This window comes from Streptomyces sp. NPDC059897, from assembly GCF_042730865.1.
Classification (GTDB): Bacteria; Actinomycetota; Actinomycetes; order Streptomycetales; family Streptomycetaceae; genus Streptomyces.
The window spans coordinates 198,353-218,449 of sequence record NZ_JBHWKQ010000005.1; the positions used below are offsets into that span (position 1 = coordinate 198,353).

At 72.2% G+C, this 20,097-nt stretch carries 14 protein-coding genes; 7 read left to right on the forward strand and 7 right to left on the reverse strand.

From position 1 onward, the window contains the following. Window positions 1-3 precede the first annotated feature (3 nt). A complete protein-coding gene (locus ACFV9W_RS08470; protein WP_385756878.1) occupies window positions 4-240 on the reverse strand; it encodes a hypothetical protein in 237 nt (78 codons plus the stop codon). A 43-nt stretch (window positions 241-283) separates the two neighbouring features. Then, window positions 284-1,747, reverse strand: coding sequence for a ferric reductase-like transmembrane domain-containing protein (locus ACFV9W_RS08475; RefSeq protein WP_385756880.1), 1,464 nt, complete (start codon window positions 1,745-1,747; stop codon window positions 284-286). A gap of 200 nt (window positions 1,748-1,947) precedes the next feature. On the opposite strand from ACFV9W_RS08475, the gene ACFV9W_RS08480 reads away from it, so the two are divergent. From ACFV9W_RS08480 to ACFV9W_RS08495, 4 genes are all read left to right on the forward strand, one after another. Next, a complete protein-coding gene (locus ACFV9W_RS08480; RefSeq protein ID WP_385756882.1) occupies window positions 1,948-3,207 on the forward strand; it encodes an NAD(P)/FAD-dependent oxidoreductase in 1,260 nt (419 codons plus the stop codon). A gap of 1 nt (window position 3,208) precedes the next feature. Next, window positions 3,209-5,749, forward strand: coding sequence for a nitrite reductase large subunit NirB (gene nirB / locus ACFV9W_RS08485; RefSeq protein ID WP_385756883.1), 2,541 nt, complete (start codon window positions 3,209-3,211; stop codon window positions 5,747-5,749). Further along, window positions 5,746-6,096, forward strand: coding sequence for a nitrite reductase small subunit NirD (gene nirD / locus ACFV9W_RS08490; RefSeq protein ID WP_385756885.1), 351 nt, complete (start codon window positions 5,746-5,748; stop codon window positions 6,094-6,096). The genes nirB and nirD overlap by 4 nt, the downstream gene beginning before the upstream one ends. Window positions 6,097-6,340: 244 nt before the next feature. Further along, window positions 6,341-7,585 carry an LPXTG cell wall anchor domain-containing protein gene (locus ACFV9W_RS08495; protein WP_385756886.1) on the forward strand — a complete coding sequence of 415 codons (1,245 nt, stop codon included), beginning with the start codon at window positions 6,341-6,343 and terminating at the stop codon, window positions 7,583-7,585. 61 nt (window positions 7,586-7,646) lie between these two features. Here ACFV9W_RS08495 and ACFV9W_RS08500 read toward each other — a convergent pair whose 3' ends face one another. From ACFV9W_RS08500 to ACFV9W_RS08510, 3 genes are all read right to left on the reverse strand, one after another. Beyond that, a complete protein-coding gene (locus ACFV9W_RS08500; RefSeq protein WP_385756888.1) occupies window positions 7,647-8,576 on the reverse strand; it encodes an oxidoreductase in 930 nt (309 codons plus the stop codon). A 202-nt stretch (window positions 8,577-8,778) separates the two neighbouring features. Further along, on the reverse strand, window positions 8,779-11,496 hold the full coding sequence (gene ppdK, locus ACFV9W_RS08505) for a pyruvate, phosphate dikinase (protein ID WP_385756889.1): 2,718 nt from the start codon (window positions 11,494-11,496) through the stop codon (window positions 8,779-8,781). Window positions 11,497-11,913: 417 nt separating this feature from the next. Next, the gene (locus ACFV9W_RS08510) at window positions 11,914-13,116 is read right to left on the reverse strand and encodes an ROK family protein (protein ID WP_385756891.1); all 1,203 of its coding nucleotides are present in this window, start codon (window positions 13,114-13,116) and stop codon (window positions 11,914-11,916) included. Between the two features lie 125 nt (window positions 13,117-13,241). On the opposite strand from ACFV9W_RS08510, the gene ACFV9W_RS08515 reads away from it, so the two are divergent. Then, complete coding sequence (locus tag ACFV9W_RS08515; protein WP_385756892.1) at window positions 13,242-14,750, forward strand: hypothetical protein; 1,509 nt, start codon at window positions 13,242-13,244, stop codon at window positions 14,748-14,750. Then, the gene (locus ACFV9W_RS08520; protein ID WP_385756894.1) at window positions 14,750-16,714 is read left to right on the forward strand and encodes a glycogen debranching N-terminal domain-containing protein; all 1,965 of its coding nucleotides are present in this window, start codon (window positions 14,750-14,752) and stop codon (window positions 16,712-16,714) included. The genes ACFV9W_RS08515 and ACFV9W_RS08520 overlap by 1 nt, the downstream gene beginning before the upstream one ends. A 106-nt stretch (window positions 16,715-16,820) precedes the next feature. On the opposite strand, the gene dusB is transcribed toward ACFV9W_RS08520, so the two are convergent. After that, a complete protein-coding gene (gene dusB / locus ACFV9W_RS08525) occupies window positions 16,821-17,948 on the reverse strand; it encodes a tRNA dihydrouridine synthase DusB (RefSeq protein ID WP_385756896.1) in 1,128 nt (375 codons plus the stop codon). A gap of 136 nt (window positions 17,949-18,084) precedes the next feature. Between dusB and ACFV9W_RS08530 the strand changes: the two genes are divergently transcribed. Beyond that, window positions 18,085-19,554 carry an MFS transporter gene (locus ACFV9W_RS08530; protein WP_385756898.1) on the forward strand — a complete coding sequence of 490 codons (1,470 nt, stop codon included), beginning with the start codon at window positions 18,085-18,087 and terminating at the stop codon, window positions 19,552-19,554. 40 nt (window positions 19,555-19,594) lie between these two features. Here the strand turns inward: ACFV9W_RS08530 and ACFV9W_RS08535 are convergent, their stop codons facing one another. Beyond that, window positions 19,595-20,050: a hypothetical protein gene (locus ACFV9W_RS08535; RefSeq protein ID WP_385756900.1), complete on the reverse strand. Its 456-nt coding sequence runs from the start codon at window positions 20,048-20,050 to the stop codon at window positions 19,595-19,597. Window positions 20,051-20,097: the final 47 nt, after the last annotated feature.

Genomic DNA, 20,097 nt, shown 5'->3' on the forward strand with positions numbered 1-20,097 from the left:
ACTCTACGGACGCGCGGCCTGCACGACCTCGGGGGCCCTGGAAGGCTGAGGTTGATCTGAGGGTTCCGTACCGGAATGCGGGACGACCCGGTCGGGTGCCGGGGGCGCGGCCGGGGCGACGGTGAGCGCGAGGCAGGTGGCGGCCAGGGCGCTGGCCGAGGCGAGCCCGGCGGCGAGCCTGCGGCGGGCCTGGACCGTGGGGGCGTGTGCGGTGCGGGCGGGTCTGGTGTGGCGGCCCATGGGGGTGTCTTCTCTTCTCCGGTGGGGGAACGGTCCTGCGTGGTCAGTACGTGAAGGACTCCGCGTGGATGCGGCTCTCGGGGACGCCGGCCTTGATCAGCGCCGCCGTCGCCGTGTCCGTCATGCCGGGCGGGCCGCACAAGTAGACGTCGTGGCCCGGGAGTTCGGGCACGAGCTCGCGCAGGGCCTGCGGGGCGAGGGGGTCGAAGGCGGCGCCGGAGGGGCCGAGGAGGTAGTGCAGGGACGCTCCTCGGGTGCGGGCGACGGACTCCAACTCCTCGCGCAGGACGAGCTGTTCCTCGGTGCTCGCGCGGTAGAGGAGCGTGATGTCCCCGGGGTCGCCGGGCAGCGTCTCGAACAGGGCCCGCAGCGGCGTGATCCCCACTCCCCCGGCGAGCAGCAGCACCTTGCGGCGGGTGCGGCGGTGCGCGGTGAGCGCGCCGAACGGGCCGGTGGCGATCACTCGTACCCCAGGACGCAGCCGCCGCACCCGGCGCGTGTGGTCTCCGACGGCCTTCACGGTGATCCGGACGTGGTCGCCGTCGACCGGTGCCGACAGGGAGAACGGCAGCGCCGTGTGCCAAAGGCGTCGCGTCAGGAACCGCCAGCGCAGGAACTGGCCCGGTTCCGCGCGCAGCAGGCCGAGGTCGGTGCCGCGCATCAGGACGGAGGCGACGCCGGGCCCCTCCTGCCGTACGTCGACGATCCGCAGCCGGTGCCGCAGCGCCTGCCGCACCGGCACGACGAGCCGGTACCAGACCAGCAGCACCGCGACGGTGGCGTGCAGCAGCGACCACAGTCCGAGGCTGACCGGGCTGGACGCGATGTCGGGGCCCGAGAGCTGGTGCGCCGAGCCCAGCGCCGCGGCGAGGTAGGTCAGCAGGTGCAGGCCCCGCCATGTGCCGTGCCCGACGCGGCGGCGGACGGCGCGGGCGCTGCTCACGCCGACGGCGGCGAACAGCACGGTGCCGGCCGTGGCGGCGGCGAGCCCCGGGTAGCCGAGCAGTTCGGTGACCGTGCCGACCAGGTCGGTTCCGGTGTGCGCCGCGTACCCGCACAGGGCGAGCAGGACGTGGGCGGCGCACAGGGTGAGGACGTGGCGGCCGCCGCGCGCGTGGTGGCGGGCGAGCCGGTCGGCGCCGATGCCGTGCTCGACGGCGGGCACCCGGGCCATGAGGAAGAGCATGACCAGGATTCCGTACCCGGCGAGCAGGCCGGTGAGGTGGGCGCCGGTCGTGAACAGCGCGTCGACGCGTGCCGACGGGCGGACCTGCGCCAGCCACAGGGCGGTCACGAGGAGCGCGCCCGCGCGGATCCCGGCGCGCAGCCCGTGCGGGGTGACCCTGGCGGGCGCGGCGGGCCGCACCCGGGGTGCCCTGCGGGGGCGCGGCGGGATCGGCGGGATCGGCGGGGCCTTGCGGGGCTTCTCGGTCTGTCGGCGGTAGGACGCCAGAGCGGGGTAGCGGGCGAGTTCGGGATCGACGGCCTTGGTGGTCACGACCGGCACACTAGGCTCGGCAGGACCCGGATTCCGGCTGGTCAGCGCCGTACGGCCGATCCTTAAGGCGCCCTTGAGGACGGACTGAACACGGGTTAAGCCCGCCGCGTTTCCCTCACATCCGCCCACCGGCCCCGCTGAGCGCACCGTTCCCCCCGGGAAACCATCGGGACGCCACCGGGTAACACCCGCCGCGCACGCTGCGAAGCATGACCGCACCGTACGAGCACGTCGACGCCACGACCGGCCCCGGCCGCGTCGTCGTCATCGGCACCGGCCTCGCCGGTACCCGCGTCGCCCACCGGCTGGGCGGGCGCGCCACGCTGATCGGCGAGGAGACGCACGCCCCGTACAACCGCGTGCTGCTCGCCGAGGTGCTGGCGGGGACGTACGCGCCCGAGGTCATCGAACTGCCCCGGGCCACCGGCCCGCACCTGCGCACCCGCGCCGTCCGCATCGACCGCGAGCGGCGGCTCGTGCAGTGCGAGAACGGGGACGAGGTCGGCTACGACACCCTCGTCCTCGCCACCGGCTCGAACCCGGTACTGCCGCCGCTGCGCGGCCTGTTCGCTCCGGACGCCACCGAACTGCCGGGCGGAGTCCACGCGTTCCGCACGATGGACGACTGCCTGGCGCTGACCGGGGCCGTCACCGATGGCACTCGCGCCGTCGTCATCGGCGGCGGCCTCCTCGGTGTCTCGGCGGCCCGCGCGCTCGCCCGGCGCGGCGCCCAGGTGGTGCTCACCCAGCAGTCGGAGCGGCTGATGGAGCGCCAGCTCGACCCGCGCTCCTCCGAACTGGTCCGCCGCCACCTCAACGCGCTCGGCGTGGAGATCCACACCGAGTGCCGGGTGCGGGGCGTCGGCGTCGTCGACGGGCACGTCCGCCGCGTCGAGCTGCACGACGGATACGTGCTCGGCACCGACGTCACCGTCCTCGCCTGCGGCGTCCGGCCGCGCACCGGGCTCGCGCAGGCCGCGGGGCTCGACGTCCGCAAGGGCATCGTCGTCGACGACGCGCTGCGCACCAGCGATCCGCACATCCGGGCGGTCGGCGACTGCACGCAGCACGCCGACACCGTCTACGGTCTCGCGACCCCGGCCCTGGAACAGGCCGACGCGCTCGCCGACCTGCTGACCGGCACCGACAGCGCGTACACCGGGACCCGCACGCTCACCCGGCTCACACTCCCGCACGAGGCCGGTCCGCTGGACCTCGCCGCGTTCGGCGAGACCGAGGCGCTGCCCGGCGACGACGTCGTGCAGCTCGCCGACGCCACCCGCGGCACGTACCGGAAGGTCGTCGTGCGCGGCGACCGTCTGGTCGGCGGGGTGCTGGTCGGGGAGCTGGCCACGGTCGGCGCGCTCGCGCACGCCTGGGAGTCGGACGAATCACTGACCGCCGGCCATGTCGACAACGCCGTCGGCTCGCCTCTGCTGCACCTGCTCACCCACGACGGAGGCCTCTGACATGCCGACCGAAAAGGCACTGCCCACGATCGTCCTCATCGGCCACGGCATGGTCGGCCAGCGCTTCCTTGAGGCCGCCGCCGAGCGCGGGCTCACGGAGTCGCACCGCGTGGTCGTCCTGTGCGAGGAGCCGCGCCCCGCCTACGACCGGGTGCACCTCACCTCGTACTTCTCGGGCACGACGCCCGAGGAACTGTCCATGACGGACCCGGAGTTCATGGAGAAGCACGGCATCGAGCTGTACGTCGGCGATCCCGCCGTGGTCGTCGACCGCGAGGCCCGCACCGTGCGCGCCCGCTCCGGTTTCGAGGTCTCCTACGACACGCTGGTGCTCGCCACCGGCTCGTACCCGTTCGTCCCGCCGGTGCCCGGCAAGGACGCGACCGGCTGCTTCGTGTACCGGACGATCGACGACCTGTACGCGATCGAGGAGTACGCGAAGAACAACGCGACGGTCGGCGCCGTGGTCGGCGGCGGCCTGCTCGGGCTCGAGGCCGCGGGCGCGCTCCAGGGCCTCGGACTCGCCACCCACATCGTCGAGTTCGCGCCGCGCCTGATGCCGGTGCAGGTCGACGACGGCGGCGGCGCCGCCCTGCTGAAGACCATCTCGGACATGGGGCTCGACGTGCACACGGGCGTCGGCACCCAGGAGATCGTCACCGACGACGCGACCGACGCTGTGCGCGGCATGAAGCTGTCGGACGGCAGCGAACTCGCCACCGACCTCGTCGTCTTCTCCGCCGGTGTCCGCCCCCGCGACCAGCTCGCCCGCGACATGGGCCTCACGGTCGGCGAGCGCGGCGGCATCTCCGTCGACGAGCGGTGCCGCACCTCCGACCCCGACGTCTTCGCGATCGGCGAGTGCGCGCTGGCCTCCGACGGGCGGGTCTACGGGCTCGTGGCCCCCGGCTACGAGATGGCGCTAACGGCCGCCGACACCATCGCCCGGCAGGACGCGTCCTTCACCGGCGCCGACCTCTCCACCAAGCTCAAGCTGCTCGGCGTCGACGTCGCCTCGTTCGGCGACGCGCACGGCGCCACCGAGGGCTGCCTCGACGTCGTCTACTCGGACTCCCGCTCGGGCACGTACAAGAAGCTCGTGATCGGCGGCGAGGGCGAGCTGCTCGGCGGCATCCTCGTCGGCGACGCCGAGGCGTACGGGACGCTGCGCGCGCTCACCGGGACCGTGCCGCCGATCGCCCCCGAGCAGCTGGTCCTCCCGGCGGGCGCGGGCGCCCCCGCCCAGCTCGGCCCGGAGGCGCTGCCCGCCGACGCCGTCATCTGCTCCTGCCACAACGTCACCAAGGGCGAGATCTGCGAGCACACCTCGCTGCCCGAGGTGAAGAAGTGCACCAAGGCCGGTACGGGCTGCGGCAGTTGCGTCAAGCTCATCGGCCAGCTGCTGCCGAAGTCGGGCGACGACGGGCTGTGCGGCTGTTTCGAGCACACCCGCTCGGAGCTGTACGAGATCGTGCGCGTCAAGCGGATCACGACGTACGCCCAGCTCCTCGACGAGCACGGCCGGGAGGGCGCGCGCGGCGGCGAGGGCTGCGAGATCTGCAAGCCGACCGTCGGCTCGATCATCGCCTCGCTCGCCCCGTCGATCGGCGCGGACGGCTACGTCCTGGACGGCGAGCAGGCGGCCCTCCAGGACACCAACGACCACTTCCTCGCCAACCTCCAGAAGAACGGCTCGTACTCGGTCGTGCCCCGGATCCCCGGCGGCGAGATCACGCCCGAGAAGCTGATCGTGATCGGCGAGGTCGCGCGGGACTTCGGCCTCTACACGAAGATCACGGGCGGCCAGCGCATCGACCTGTTCGGCGCGCGGGTCGACCAACTTCCCATGATCTGGGCCCGGTTGGTCGACGCCGGCTTCGAGTCCGGGCACGCGTACGGCAAGGCGCTGCGGACCGTGAAGTCGTGCGTGGGGCAGACCTGGTGCCGTTACGGGGTGCAGGACTCGGTGAAGATGGCGATCGACCTGGAGCTGCGCTACCGGGGGCTGCGAGCGCCGCACAAGCTGAAGTCGGCGGTGTCCGGGTGCGCCCGCGAGTGCGCGGAGGCCCAGTCGAAGGACTTCGGCGTCATCGCCACCGCCAACGGCTGGAACCTGTACGTGGGCGGCAACGGCGGCATGACCCCGCGCCACGCCGACCTCCTCGCCCAGGACCTGAGCGACGCCGAACTGATCCGGCTCATCGACCGGTTCCTGATGTTCTACGTCCGCACCGCCGACCGCCTGGAGCGCACGGCGGCCTGGCTGGAGCGGATCGACGGCGGGCTCGACCACGTACGGGACGTCGTCGTGCACGACTCGCTCGGCATCTGCGACGAGCTGGAGGCCCTGATGCGGGCGCACGTCGCGCACTACCGCGACGAGTGGGCCGAGACCATCGAGGACCCCGAGCGCCTCTCCCGCTTCGTGTCCTTCGTGAACGCGCCCGACACCCCCGACCCGACGGTCCGCTTCATGCCCGAGCGCGACCAGATCAAGCCCGAGCTGCCGCTGATCCCTCTGGAAGGACTGGCTGTCCGATGACCCTTGCCCCTGAACTGACGACCACCACGACCCTCGTTCAACTCGACGTGGACGGAGAGCTGTTGGCCGTGTGCGAGCCGGCCCGGCTGAGCGGGGGGCGCGGCGTCGCCGTCCTGCTGCCGGACGGCCGGCAGGCGGCGGTGTTCATGGACCGTGCGGGCCGCGTCTACGCGATCGACAACACCGACCCGTTCACCGGGGCGTCCGTGCTCTCGCGCGGGCTGCTCGGCTCGGCGCAGGGGCGGCCGTTCGTCGCCTCGCCGCTGCTGAAGCAGCGCTTCGACCTGGAGACGGGGCGGTGCCTGGACGACGACGCGGTCACCGTCGGGACGTATACGGTGCGTTGAGATCAGCCGTGACATCAGTCACAGAGAAAACACAGGGATAGAGAGCAACTTTCACAATCCGTCCGTATTTCGTCCCCAGTAAGCGCAGAACGCCGCTCACACCCGGACAGAAAGCCCCGCACGGGCGCCCTCGAACCGCCTTAGGATCTCGGCACCTCAGCGCTTATTCGCGCCTTACTCCGACCCGAACAGAGGGCGTCCCGTGCAGATCCGTCAGATTCTCGCGACAGCCGCAGTCGCCGCCGTGACCGCTCCGGTGGCGCTGCTGTCCGTCTCTCCGGCGTTCGCCGACACGAAGCCTGCGGCCCAGACCCAGGAGCAGGACGCCTCCATAGCCGAGCTGAAGAAGGCGGTGAAGGAGGCGAAGAAGGTGTACAAGGCGGCCGTCGAGGCCCGGGCCGCGCTCGTCCAGCAGCTCGAGGACACGGACCTTCCGACGTTCCCGGCCCGCGCGGCTCGGGAAGAGGCGAAGGCGGAGGCCGAGAAGGCCGCGACCGCCAAGACCACCGCCGACCAGGCGGTCACCGACGCGCAGGCGAAGCTGGACGCCGCCAAGACCGACGAGGAGAAGGCGGCCGCCCAGACGGAACTGGACACCGCCAAGACCGCCGCCGAGGCCGCCGCCACCGCCAAGACGGACGCCGACGCCAAGCTCGATGCGGCCGACACGGCCCTGGACGACGCCCGCGTCGCCATCACCAAGCAGATCCACCAGGCCGACCAGGACATCAAGGCCGCTCTCGAAGCCAAGGAGGCCGCCGAGAAGGCGCTCGCCGACGCCCTGGAGCAGGAGCCGGGCACCCCCGGCGAGCCGGGCGAGCCGGGCGACCCGGAGTGCACGGAGGGCACCGCCCTCAAGGCCGCCCTCTCCGGCCTCCCGTCCAAGATCGCCGCCGGTTCCACGGTCGACTTCCGGCTGCGTCTGACGAACACCAGCAAGCAGACCTTCGAGACGGTGCTGCCCTTCGTCGCCGTCGGCGCGGTCGACAAGACCGGCGAGAAGGACATCTCCAGCAAGCTGCACCTGAAGTCGAAGCAGGGCGGCACCTGGAAGACCGTCGACCAGGAGAGCTACGCGGGCGAGTTCACCAATGTGAAGCCGGGCGCGCACGCCGACCTGCCGCTGCGTCTGACGATCGACCGCTCGACCCCGGCCGGCTACGGCGCCAGTATCGCCATCGGCGAGTACTTCAACCAGGACGCGAGCTGCGGCACGAGCGACCTCGCCGTGTACGACTTCACCATCAACCCGGTCGGCGCCGGCAACTCCGGCTCCGCCACGCCCAACAAGCCGAAGCCGCAGGGCAGCGCCTCCCCGGTCGCCAATTCCGGCTCCGGCACCGGCTCCGGTGACGACGACGGCTCGCTCGCCTCCACCGGCTCCTCCTCCGCCCTGCCGACGATCGGCCTCGCGGGCGGCGCCGCCGTCGTGCTCGGCGCCGGCGCGGTCTACGTGGTGCGTCGCCGCAAGGCGGGCACCAACAGCTGAGTCCGGCTCTTGTGACCGACGGTGGACCGGCGCCCCTGCTGGAGGGGGTGCCGGTCCACCGTCATGCGTGCCCCAGCGCCTTGAAGTCCACGCCCGTCAGCTGCTCCGACGCGGCCCACAGCCGCTCCCCCGCCGCGTCGTTGACCGTCCACGACGTCCGCCAGGACGTGACGGGGGCGCCGCGCCACATCGCCACGCGCGGCCCGTAGAAGTCGTCGGGGCGCACGCCCGGGTCGGTGGCCGCGCGCAGCGTCGGCAGCGCCCCGGCCGCCGCGGGCTGACCGAAGAACCGGTTGCCGACGTCGAAGAACCGCTCCATGCCCTTGCGGCCCTCCATCCGTGCGCTGCGCGCCTGCAGTTCGGTCGCCGCGTACCCGGGGTGCGCGGCCGCCGCGACGAGGTTCGCGCCCGCCGCCCGCGCCTGCCGCGCCAGCTCGTGCACGAACAGCAGGTTGGCCGTCTTGGACCGCCCGTAGGCGATCCAACGCCCGTACTTGCGCTCGCTGTTGAGGTCCGCGATGTCGATGTTGGCAAGGGCGTGCAGCGCGCTGGAGACGGAGACGACGCGGGGCGCGGGCGCCGCGAGGAGGCCCGGCAGCAGCAGCCCGGTCAGCGCGAAGTGGCCGAGGTGGTTGACGCCGAACTGGGTCTCGAAGCCGTCGGCGGTGCGGCCGAACGGGAGGGCCATCACGCCCGCGTTGTTGACGAGGAGGTCGAGCGGGCGGTCCTGGCGGGCCTCGGCGAAGGCCCGTACGGAGGCGAGGTCCCCGAGGTCGAGCGGCGCGAACTCGGCCCGCGCGCCCGGCGCCTCGGACGTCAGCCGGTCCAGGGCCGCGGTGCCGCGCGGCTCGCTGCGGCAGGCCAGGACCACGTGGGCGCCGGCGCGGGCCAGTTCGCGTGCGGTGACGTAGCCGATGCCGGTGTTGGCTCCGGTGACCACCGCCGTACGGCCCTGCTGGTCGGGGATGTCGGTCGCGCTCCAGCCGCTCATGGGTCGGCTCTCCTTCGGGGGGACGACGTCTGTGGGGGTTACCGAAGGGTACGCACGCGCGGAAAAGGGCGGCACCCCCCGCACAGGGGTGCCGCCCTTTCGTGGATACCGGGGCCGCCGCGAATCGGTGAGGGTCGGGGACTCGCGGCGGCCCCGGAGTTCAGGGCCCGTCAGGAGCGGCCTGACGGGCTCCGGCCGCCGGTCAGCGGTGGTCGCTGCCCTCGGAGCTGCTGGCCGCGCGGCCGGCCTCCAGGCGGGCGACCGGGATGCGGAACGGGGAGCAGGAGACGTAGTCGAGCCCGACCTCGTGGAAGAAGTGGACCGACTCCGGGTCGCCGCCGTGCTCGCCGCAGACACCGAGCTTGAGGTCGGGGCGCGTGGCACGGCCCGCCTCGACGGCGGACTTCACGAGCGAGCCGACGCCGTCCTTGTCGATCGTCTCGAACGGCGACACCCCGAAGATGCCCTTCTCCAGGTACGCGGTGAAGAAGCTGGCCTCCACGTCGTCCCGGGAGAAGCCCCACACGGTCTGCGTGAGGTCGTTCGTGCCGAAGGAGAAGAACTGGGCGGCCTCGGCGATCTGCCCGGCCGTGAGGGCGGCGCGGGGCAGCTCGATCATGGTGCCGATGGCCAGCTTCAGCTTGACGCCGGTCTGCTCCTCGACCTCCGCGATGACCTGGTCGGCCTCCTCGCGGACGATCTCCAGCTCCTGGACGGTGCCGACGAGCGGGATCATGATCTCGGCGCGCGGGTCGCCCTTGGCGTTCTTGCGCTCGGCGGCGGCCTCGGCGATGGCACGGACCTGCATGGTGAACAGGCCGGGGATGACGAGGCCGAGGCGGACACCGCGCAGACCCAGCATCGGGTTCTGCTCGTGCAGCCGGTGCACGGCCTGGAGCAGGCGCAGGTCGTTCTCGTTGTTGTCCTTGCGGGACTCGGCGAGCGCGACACGCACCGACAGCTCGGTGATGTCGGGGAGGAACTCGTGCAGCGGCGGGTCGAGCAGGCGGACGGTGACGGGAAGGCCGTCCATCGCCTCGAACAGCTCGACGAAGTCCTGCTTCTGGAGCGGCAGGAGCAGCTTCAGGGACTCCTCGCGCTCGCCGTCGGTGTCGGCGAGGATCAGCTTCTCGACGAGCTCGCGGCGGTCGCCGAGGAACATGTGCTCGGTGCGGCACAGGCCGATGCCCTGGGCGCCGAAGCGGCGGGCGCGCAGCGCGTCCTCGGCGTTGTCGGCGTTGGCGCGTACTCGGAGGCGGCGTACCCGGTCCGCGTAGGCCATGATCCGGTGGACGGCGCCCACGAGTTCGTCGGCGTCGTCGGCGCCCGCGTGCATGCGGCCCTCGAAGTACTCGACGACCGGGGAGGGCACGACGGGCACCTCGCCGAGGTAGACCTTGCCGGTGGAGCCGTCGATGGAGACGACGTCGCCCTCCTCGACGACGGTCTCGCCGATGGTCATCCGGCGGCGCTTGGTGTCGACCTCCAGCTCCTCGGCGCCGCAGACACAGGTCTTGCCCATGCCGCGGGCGACGACGGCGGCGTGCGAGGTCTTGCCGCCGCGCGAGGTCAGGATGCCCTCGCAGGCGATCATGCCGTCGAGGTCGTCGGGGTTGGTCTCGCGGCGGATCAGGATGACCTTCTCGCCGGAGCGCGACCACTTGATGGCGGTGTACGAGTCGAAGACCGCCTTGCCGACGGCCGCGCCCGGGGAGGCGGCGATGCCGCGGCCGAGCAGTTCGACCTTCGCCTCGTCGTCGAAGCGCGGGAACATCAGCTGCGCGAGCTGGGCGCCGCTGACCCGCTGGAGGGCCTCGGCCTCGTCGATCAGGCCCTGGTCGACGAGCTGCGTCGCGATGCGGAAGGCGGCACCGGCGGTGCGCTTGCCGACGCGGGTCTGCAGCATCCACAGCTGGCCGCGCTCGATGGTGAACTCGATGTCACAGAGGTCCTTGTAGTGGTTCTCAAGGGTCTCCATGATCTGCATGAGCTGGTCGTACGACTTCTTGTCGATCTGCTCAAGCTCGGCGAGCGGCACGGTGTTGCGGATGCCCGCGACGACGTCCTCGCCCTGGGCGTTCTGGAGGTAGTCGCCGTAGACGCCCTGGTGGCCGCTGGCCGGGTCGCGGGTGAACGCGACGCCCGTGCCGGAGTCCGGGCCGAGGTTGCCGAAGACCATCGAGCAGACGTTGACCGCCGTGCCGAGGTCGCCGGGGATGCGCTCCTGGCGGCGGTACAGCTTGGCGCGGTCGGTGTTCCACGACTCGAAGACCGCGTTTATGGCGAGGTCCATCTGCTCGCGCGGGTCCTGCGGGAAGTCGCGTCCGGCCTCGGTCTTGACGATCTTCTTGAAGCGCGTGACGAGCTTCTTCAGCTCGGCGGCGTCCAGGTCGGTGTCGACCGCGACCTTCTTGGCGGCCTTGGCCTTCTCCAGGGCGTCCTCGAAGAGCTCGCCGTCGATGTCCAGGACGGTCTTGCCGAACATCTGGATGAGGCGGCGGTACGAGTCCCAGGCGAAGCGGTCGTCGCCGGCCTGCTTGGCGAGGCCCTGCACCGACTTGTCGGAGAGGCCGATGTTGAGGACGGTGTCCATCATGCCGGGCATGGAGAACTTCGCGCCCGAACGGACCGACACCAGAAGGGGGTTGTCGGCCTGGCCGAGCTTCTTCCCCATCTTCTTCTCGAGCGCGTCGAGGTGCTGGGAGACCTCGTCACGGAGTGCCACCGGCTCCTCGCCGCTGTCGAGGTAGACCTTGCAGGCCTCGGTGGTGATGGTGAAGCCCGGAGGGACGGGAAGGCCCAGGTTGGTCATCTCGGCGAGGTTCGCGCCCTTGCCGCCGAGAAGGTCCTTGAGGTTCTTGTTTCCCTCGGTGAAGTCGTAAACGAACTTCGCTACCTGAGGATCTTTGTTTTCCGACACGGGTCTCGACTCCTCGAGGCTCGGGTGGCTGCCCTGACGGCGAGGAACATACCCAGATCCAAGGCCTGTGGGTACGTCCACTCAGCTGTCATACGGGCGTAACCACCCGTCCGCCAGGAGATCGAAAGTGATGCACGGGAGGTGGACCCTTGGACCTTGCGTTCATTACTTGAAGACACTACCCCCGTAGACCCCGCTCATTGCTCACATGAGCGAGTCCTGCTCGTTTGTGCGTTCAGGATGTAAATGATCGAGCGATGGCACTGAGTGCCAGGGCTTGGAGAAGTACAGACGGGCTTTAAGCGCTCATCTGAGCGCAACCCCGATCAGGGGTGGCGAGAATCACGCCGTTTGAAGCGGCTCCCGGACGGTCCCGTTCCAGCATGCGGACGCCCCTCAGGGGACGAAACGGGCGCGTCACAGGCCCAGTACGGCCAGTCGGCGCTCGGCCCGCCCGGGGGCGTACAGCTCCTCCACCACCAGCGCTCCCGCTCCGATGAGCGCGGAGCGCTCGCCGAGCCGGGAGGTGACCACGTCCAGATGCGCGGTCGAGCGGGGCAGCGCCCGTTGATACAGGAGTTCACGGACTCCCGTGAGGAAGGCAGTTCCGGCCAGATCTCCGGCGATCATGAGAACGCCGGGGTTCAGGAGCGTCACGACGGTCGCCAGGACCTCCCCCACCGAGCGCCCCGCCTCCCGCGCCAGCCGCAGCGCCTCCGGGTGCCCGGCGGCGAGCAGCTCGCGCACATCGGAGCCCGAGGCCGCGGGAACGCCCGCCTCCGTGAGCCGACGCGCCACGGCCCGGCCGCTGGCGACCGCGGCCAGACAGCCGTACGAGCCGCACTTGCACAGCGCGTCCGCGCCGTCCGGCACCCGGATGTGCCCGATGTCGCCCGCGCCCCCGTCGATGCCCCGGTAGACCGCGCCGTCCACGACGACGCCCGCGCCGATCCCGGTGGAGACCTTGACCAGGGCGAAGGCGCGGCAGTCCGGGTGGGCGGTGCGCTGCTCCCCGTACGCCATGAGGTTGGCGTCGTTGTCGACGAGGACCGGGACGTCGGCCGGGGTGCCCGCGCCCTCGGCGGTCGCGCGGGCGAGCCGGCCCACGATGTCGTAGCCGTCCCAGCCGGGCATGATCGGCGGCTGGACGACCCGGCCGGAGCCGAAGTCGACGGGGCCCGGCACCGCGAGGCCGATCCCGCACACCAGGTCCGGCGAGCGGTCCGCCTTCCTCAGCAGGTCGCCGAACCAGCCGCCGAGCCGGGACAGCACCTGCTCGGGCCCGTCCTCGACGGTGAGGGTGTCCATGTGCTCCGCGAGCACCTCGCCGCCCAGGGTCAGGACGGCGGCGCGGGCGTGCCGGGTGTCAAGGTCGGCGGCGAGCACCACGGCGTGCGTGTCGTCGAACTCCAGGTGGACCGAAGGGCGGCCGCCGAGCCGGGAGTTGACCGGGTCAGCGGCGCCCTCGCGCAGCCAGCCCGCGCGGAAGAGCCGGTCGAGGCGCTGCCCGACGGTGGCCCTGGACAGGCCCGTGACGTCCTGGAGGGCGCCTCTCGTGGTCGCTCTGCCGCTGCGCACCAGGTGCAGCAGCTCTCCGGCGCTCGCCCGATTCCCCGCCATGCCGTTGTAACCCCCTTGCGTTCACCAACTGCGCGTTACATTCTGGGTTTTGCGTGTTAAATAGACGTAACCCTATGCGGTGAACCGCGTAACCGACACCCGTTGGAAGGGGTGTGGGAAAGCCTGTGGAGCACACGACCGAGCGGCGCGGCGGGGCGCTGCGTTCCGCGCGGCCCCGCTCCTCCTTACGGGACCGCGCCGCGCGCGTCCTCGAAGCGAACTGGACGGGTACGTCGACGGTCCCCTCGCGCACGCTCTACCCCCACCAGTGGTCGTGGGACTCGGCGTTCATCGCGATCGGCCTGCGCCATGTCTCTCCGCTGCGCGCCCAGGGCGAGTTGGAGACGCTGCTCGCCGCGCAGTGGGGCGACGGCCGGATTCCGCACATCGTCTTCAACCCCGCCGTCGCGCTCGACGCCTACTTCCCGAGCCCCGACTTCTGGCGCTCCTCGACCGCGGGCCACGCCACCGGCGCCCCCGCCGCCGTGCAGACCTCCGGCATCGTGCAGCCGCCCGTGCACGCGCTGGCCGCCTGGCTGGTGCACCGCGCGGACCCGGGCCTCTCCCGCTCCCGCGGCTTCCTGGCCCGCGTGTACCCGCGGCTCGCCGCCTGGCACCGCTACCTCCTGCACCGCCGCGACCACGGCGGCGCCGGCCTCGCCTCCGTGATCCACCCGTGGGAGCAGGGCATGGACAACAGCCCGTGCTGGGACGCCCCGCTCCGCCGGGTCTCCCCCGCCCGGGCGTTCCGCCGCGCGGACCTGGCGCACGGCGCGTCCCAGGACCGGCCGACGGACCTCGACTACGGACGGTACGTACGCCTCGCGGCCGACTACCGGGACGCCGGATACGCGGACGGGGAGGGTGAGTTGGCGCACGCGGACGGGGAGAGCGGGTTCGCGCACGCGGACGGGAAGGGCGGGTTCGCGCACGCGGACGGGGAGAACGGGTTCGCGCACGCGGACGGGGAGAACGGGTTCGCGCACGCGGACGGGGAGAACGGGTTCGCGCACGCGGACGGGGCGGGCGGGTTCGCGGTCGAGGACCCGTCCTTCAACGCCCTGCTCGCGGCCTCCGAGCACGCGCTGGCCCGGATCGCCCGCGAACTGGGGGCCGTGGGGTCGGCGCGGCACGCGCGCGCGGAGCGGCTCACGGCGGCGCTGGTGCGGCGGCTGTGGGACCCGGAGGCCGGGATGTTCTTCTGCCGGGATCTACGGGGCGGGGGCGGCCTCGTCCGCGAGTACGGCGTCTCCGGGCTGCTGCCGCTGATCCTGCCGACGCTGCCGCACGAGGTGGTGCGGGCGCTCGTGGACACGGCGTGCGGACCGCACTTCGGCTTGGGCGGCCTGGTGCGGATGGCGCCCAGCTACGACCTGCTCGGACCGGCCTTCGACCCGCACCGCTACTGGCGCGGCCCGGCCTGGTTCAACACCAACTGGCTCCTGGAGCACGGCCTTCGCCTGCACGGCGAGCACGCGCGGGCCGGGCGCCTGCGCGCCGCGATGCTCGACGTCGCGGGGGCCTCGGACTTCGCCGAGTACGTGGATCCCCGTACGGGGGCGGGCCGCGGCGCCCGCGGCTTCGGCTGGACGGCCGCGCTGACGCTGGATCTGCTGGCCGAGAGGACGTCGTGATGACGGATGGGTACGGATACGGATACGGACAGGGCCGCCAACTCCTGGTGCACGGACGGACGTTCGCCGCGACCGACCCGTCCGGCGCGCTGACGGCGTTGCGCGGCGGCTCCTCGCCGGACGGCCTGTTCGTGCGGGACGCGCGCCACCTGTGCCGCTGGCAGCTCACGGTCGACGGGGCGGCGCCCGAGGTCCTCACCCCCATGTCGTACGAGCAGGAGGGCGTCGCCCGCTGCGTCCTCGTGCCGCGCGGCGGCGGGCGCCAGGACCCTTCGGCGTACACCCTGTTCCGCGAACAGGCGGTGACGGACGGCTCGTTCGTGGAGCTCCTGAAGGTCGTCTCGAACCGTCCGGTGCCGACGACGGTACGGATCGCGCTCACGGTGGACGCCGACTTCACCGACCAGTTCGAGCTGCGCTCCGACCACCGTACGTACGTGAAGACCGGGGCGGTGCGCACGCGCGAAGTCCTCGACGACGGCGTGGAGTTCACGTACACGCGCGGCGACTGGCGCTCCTCGACGACGGTGACCAGCGAGCCCGCGCCCGACGGGGTGGAGGAGACCGGCACCGGGGCACGCCGCCTCGTGTGGACGCTGGACCTCGCGGGGCAGGGCAGCGCGGAGCTGACGCTGCGGGTGGTGGCGCGACCTTCGGGCGCGGAGCCGGTGCGGGCGGCGACGGGCCCGGCGGCGGTGGCGGCCGAACTGGCAGAGACGGTTGAGGAGTTCAGGCGGGGCGTCGAGCTGCCTGGCTCATGGCCCGAACTCGCGGACGCCTGCACGCGGGGGCTCGCCGACCTCGCGGTGTTACGGGTGCCGGCGGCCGGGCCCGACGGGGAGCGGCATCTGGTCCCTGCGGCCGGGGTGCCGTGGTTCCTGACGCTGCTCGGCCGGGACGCGGCCCTGACCTCGCTCTTCGCGCTGCCGTACCGGCCGGAACTGGCCGCGGCGACGCTCCCCGTCCTGGCCGCGACGCAGGCCACCGAGCCGGTGGAGGGCGCGGTCGCACAGCCCGGGAAGATCGTGCACGAGGTGCGGCACGGGGAGCTGGCGCACTTCGGCCAGGTCCCCTACGGCCGCTACTACGGTTCGGTGGACGCGACGCCGCTGTTCCTTGTCCTGCTCGGCGCGTACGTGGAGCAGACCGGGGACGTGGCACCTGCGCGGCGCCTCGAGTCCCAGGCGCGGGCGGCGGTGGGCTGGATGCTCGACCACGGCGGCCTCACCTCGCGGGGGTACCTGGTCTACCGCGCCGACCGGGGCGGCCTCGCCAACCAGAACTGGAAGGACTCCCCCGGGGCGATCTGCTCGGCGGACGGCGGCCGGGCGACGGGCCCCGTGATGGCGGCCGGGGCCCAGGGCTACGCCTACGACGCGCTGCGCCGCACGGCGACGCTGGCGCGCACGGTCTGGTCCGACACGGTCTACGCGGATCTGCTGGAGCAGGCGGCGTCGGACCTGCGGGACCGCTTCGTACGTGACTTCTGGATGGAGGAGGACGGCTTCCCGGCACTGGCCCTGGACGGCGAGGGCCGCCAACTGGACGCGCTCGCGTCGGACGCGGGCCACCTTCTCTGGTCGGGCCTCCTCGACAAGGAATACGGCGAGGCAGTGGGCCGCCGCCTGTTGGAACCAGACTTCTTCTCCGGCTGGGGTGTCCGCACGGTGGCCTCCGGCCAGGCCGCGTACCACCCGCTCTCCTACCACCGCGGTTCGGTCTGGCCGCACGACAACGCCCTGATCGCGCTCGGCCTCGCGCGGTACGGGCTGCATGACGAGGCGCGGACGGTGGCGGCCGGCCTGATCGCGGCGTCGTCCGCGTGCGGCGGCCGCCTCCCGGAGGTCATCGCGGGTTACGCCCGCTCGGCGTACCCGGGCCCGGTCCCCTACCCACACGCCTGCCAGCGTGAGTCCCGCTCAGCGGCGGCACCGCTGGCGCTGCTGACGGCGGTGGGAGCCTGAGTCCTATTGCGCGGTGCCGGTCTCTTTGAGCCCCTCCGGCGATTGAGGAGCGGGGTCCGGGGCAGAGCCCCGAGGCCGGTGGACGGCGCCGGTCAACAACGATCGGTCAGCCGCCGGACGTGTCCAGTTCCGCGTCCTCCGAGACGCCCGCGCAGTCGTACGGGTCCTTCAGCCACCCGTCCGGCAGGACCACCCGGCCGTTGCCCGACGTACGGCCGCGAGGTCCGTCCGCGCCGGCCGGCCAGCCCTGGTCGAGGTCCAACTCGTCCAGGCCGGAACGGAGTTCGTCCAGGGACGACGTGGTCGCGAGCCGCTTGCGCAGCTCGCCGCCGACCGCGAACCCCTTCAGGTACCAGGCCACGTGCTTGCGGAAGTCGATGACCCCGCGCGACTCGTCGCCGATCCACTCGCCGAGCAGCGACGCATGCCGCACCATCGCGTCCGCCACCACCCGCAGCGTCGGCCGGACCCGCTCCTCACGCCCCTCGAACGCCGCCACCAGATCCGCGAACAGCCACGGCCGCCCCAGGCACCCACGCCCGACCACGACCCCGTCGACCCCGGTCTCGCGCACCATCCGCAGCGCGTCGTCCGCCGACCAGATGTCGCCGTTGCCGAGGACGGGGATCTCGGGGACGTGCTCCTTCAACCGGGCGATGGCGTCCCAGTCCGCCGTACCGCCGTAGTGCTCCGCCGCCGTGCGCCCGTGCAGCGCGATCGCCGTGACACCCTCCTCGACCGCGATCCGCCCCGCGTCGAGGAACGTGATGTGGTCGTCGTCGATGCCCTTGCGCATCTTCATGGTGACCGGGAGGTCGCCCGCCCCGGACACGGCTTCCTTCAGGATCGCCCGCAGCAGAGGACGCTTGTACGGGAGCGCGGACCCGCCGCCCTTCCGCGTCACCTTCGGGACCGGGCAGCCGAAGTTCAGGTCGATGTGGTCGGCCAGGTCCTCCTCCGCGATCATGCGGACGGCCTTGCCGACGGTGGCCGGGTCCACCCCGTACAGCTGGATCGAGCGAGGCTTCTCGGTCTCGTCGAAGTGGATGAGCTGCATCGTCTTCTCGTTGCGCTCGACCAGCGCCCGCGTCGTGATCATCTCGCTCACGAACAGGCCCTTGCCGCCCGAGAACTCCCTGCACAGGGTGCGGAACGGCGCGTTCGTGATCCCCGCCATGGGGGCGAGCACCACGGGGGGCTGCACCAGGTGGGGGCCGATGGTCAGGGCGGACATCTCAGGGCTCTCCGGGACGGACGACGGGTGGGGGCAAGCATCCATTGTCCCTCACTCCCCGCGCGGCCCCGCCCGAGGCACCCGCGGGGCCCACCGCGCATGCCCCCTCACAGCACATCCGGCTACCGTCGGACACATGCCCGATGCACGACAAACCCTGACCCACCGCAGGCGGATGCTCGTCCTGGCGATCTGCTGCATGAGCCTGCTGATCGTCAGCCTCGACAACACCGTCCTGAACGTGGCGCTCCCCTCCATGGCGAAGGACTTCGACGCCACCCTGTCGGGCATGCAGTGGACGATCGACGCCTACACGCTGGTCCTCGCCGCGCTGCTGATGCTGGCGGGGTCGACGGCCGACCGGATCGGGCGGCGCAAGGTCTTCACGGTCGGCCTGACCGTCTTCACGGTGGCGTCCGTGGCCTGCTCGCTCGCGCCGAGCCTGGAGGCCCTGGTCGCGTTCCGGATGCTGCAGGCGGTCGGCGGCTCGATGCTCAACCCGGTCGCGATGTCGATCATCACGAACACCTTCACGGACCCGCGCGAACGGGCCCGCGCCATCGGCGTGTGGGGCGGCGTCGTCGGCATTTCCATGGCGGCCGGACCGCTGGTCGGCGGCCTGCTCGTGGACTCGGTCGGCTGGCGCTCGATCTTCTGGATCAACCTGCCGGTCGGCCTCGCGGCCCTGCTCCTCACCCTCCGCTACGTTCCCGAGTCCCGCGCCCCGAAGGCCCGCCGCCCCGACCCGGTCGGCCAGCTCCTGATCATCACGCTGCTCGGCTCGCTCACGTACGCGATCATCGAGGCGCCCGACGCGGGCTGGACCTCGGTCCGCATCCTGGTCTTCGCGGCGCTCGCCGCCGCGTCCCTGACCGGCCTCCTGCTGTACGAGCCGCGCCGCGAGGAACCCCTCATCGACCTGCGGTTCTTCCACTCGGCCCCGTTCAGCGGCGCCACCGTGATCGCGATCTGCGGCTTCGCTGCGCTCGGCGGCTTCCTCTTCCTCTCCACCCTCTACCTCCAGGACGTCCGCGGCCTCGACGCCCTGCACGCGGGCCTGTGGATGCTGCCGATGGCGGCGATGACGCTGGTGTGCGCGCCGCTGTCGGGCCGCCTCGTCGGAAGCCGCGGACCGCGTCTGCCCCTCCTCGTCGCGGGCGTGATGATGACGGCGAGCGGTGTCCTCTTCGCCGCGTTCGACGCCGAGACCTCGAACGTCACGCTCTTCATCGGCTACGTCCTGTTCGGCATCGGCTTCGGCTTCGTGAACGCCCCGATCACCAACACCGCCGTCTCCGGAATGCCGCGCGCCCAGGCGGGCGTCGCGGCGGCGGTCGCCTCCACCAGCCGCCAGATCGGGCAGACCCTCGGCGTCGCGGTGATCGGCGCGGTGCTCGCCTCGGGCGTCGCGGGATCCTCGTACGCGAAGGCCTTCGTCGAGGCAAGCCGCTCCTGCTGGTGGATCATCGCGGGCTGCGGCCTCGCGGTCCTGGTCCTCGGCGCGCTGACCAGCGGCCACTGGGCCCGTGAGACGGCGCGCCGGACGGCGGAGCGCCTCGAGGACGCGGAGGACGCGGCCGTCACCAAGGCGGCCACCGGCTCATGACCGGGCGGCGGTGGCGCCGACCCTCCGCCCACCGCGTCCGCTACGCCCGGCGGGCCCGGAGCTCCCCCCGATACCCGACGCCCACCGCCCCGACCACCGCCGACAGCCCGAACAGGGCCGCACCCGGGTTCACATAGCCCGGCACGTCGTCCGTGGCGTACGAGCCGCGGCCGTCACTCGTCTCGCAGACGAAGCCGAGCGGCACGTAACGCACCGTGTAGTCGACGATGTGCGCGTCGCGGCCCATGTCGCCGGTGCGGCACGGAATGACCGGCGACGAGCCGGTGCCGCCGTCCTCGGCCGTGAGGACCGCGCCGGCCACACCGAGCAGGCCCCACGCGTAGAGGGCCGCCGCGACCGCGCCCGCCAGCGCCGCCGCGCCGCGCAGCGCGTCTCGCTTCCCCGAGAGCTGCCCACAGCCGTACCCGAGCAGTGCGCACGCCCCGACCAGCGACCCGAGGAACACCACGACGTAGACCAGAAAGCCGAGAAGCATGCGCAGACAGTAGCGGACATCGCATGACAGATGACAGGTGACAGATA

Coding starts and splice junctions, on each gene's coding strand:
- ACFV9W_RS08510 (WP_385756891.1), bottom strand. CDS start 13,116: ATGGCGGGGAATCGGGCGAGCGCCGGAGAGCTGCTGCACCTGGTGCGC.
- ACFV9W_RS08520 (WP_385756894.1), top strand. CDS start 14,750: ATGACGGATGGGTACGGATACGGATACGGACAGGGCCGCCAACTCCTG.
- ACFV9W_RS08470 (WP_385756878.1), bottom strand. CDS start 240: ATGGGCCGCCACACCAGACCCGCCCGCACCGCACACGCCCCCACGGTC.
- ACFV9W_RS08530 (WP_385756898.1), top strand. CDS start 18,085: ATGCCCGATGCACGACAAACCCTGACCCACCGCAGGCGGATGCTCGTC.
- nirB (WP_385756883.1), top strand. CDS start 3,209: ATGCCGACCGAAAAGGCACTGCCCACGATCGTCCTCATCGGCCACGGC.
- ACFV9W_RS08480 (WP_385756882.1), top strand. CDS start 1,948: ATGACCGCACCGTACGAGCACGTCGACGCCACGACCGGCCCCGGCCGC.
- dusB (WP_385756896.1), bottom strand. CDS start 17,948: ATGTCCGCCCTGACCATCGGCCCCCACCTGGTGCAGCCCCCCGTGGTG.
- ACFV9W_RS08500 (WP_385756888.1), bottom strand. CDS start 8,576: ATGAGCGGCTGGAGCGCGACCGACATCCCCGACCAGCAGGGCCGTACG.
- nirD (WP_385756885.1), top strand. CDS start 5,746: ATGACCCTTGCCCCTGAACTGACGACCACCACGACCCTCGTTCAACTC.
- ACFV9W_RS08535 (WP_385756900.1), bottom strand. CDS start 20,050: ATGCTTCTCGGCTTTCTGGTCTACGTCGTGGTGTTCCTCGGGTCGCTG.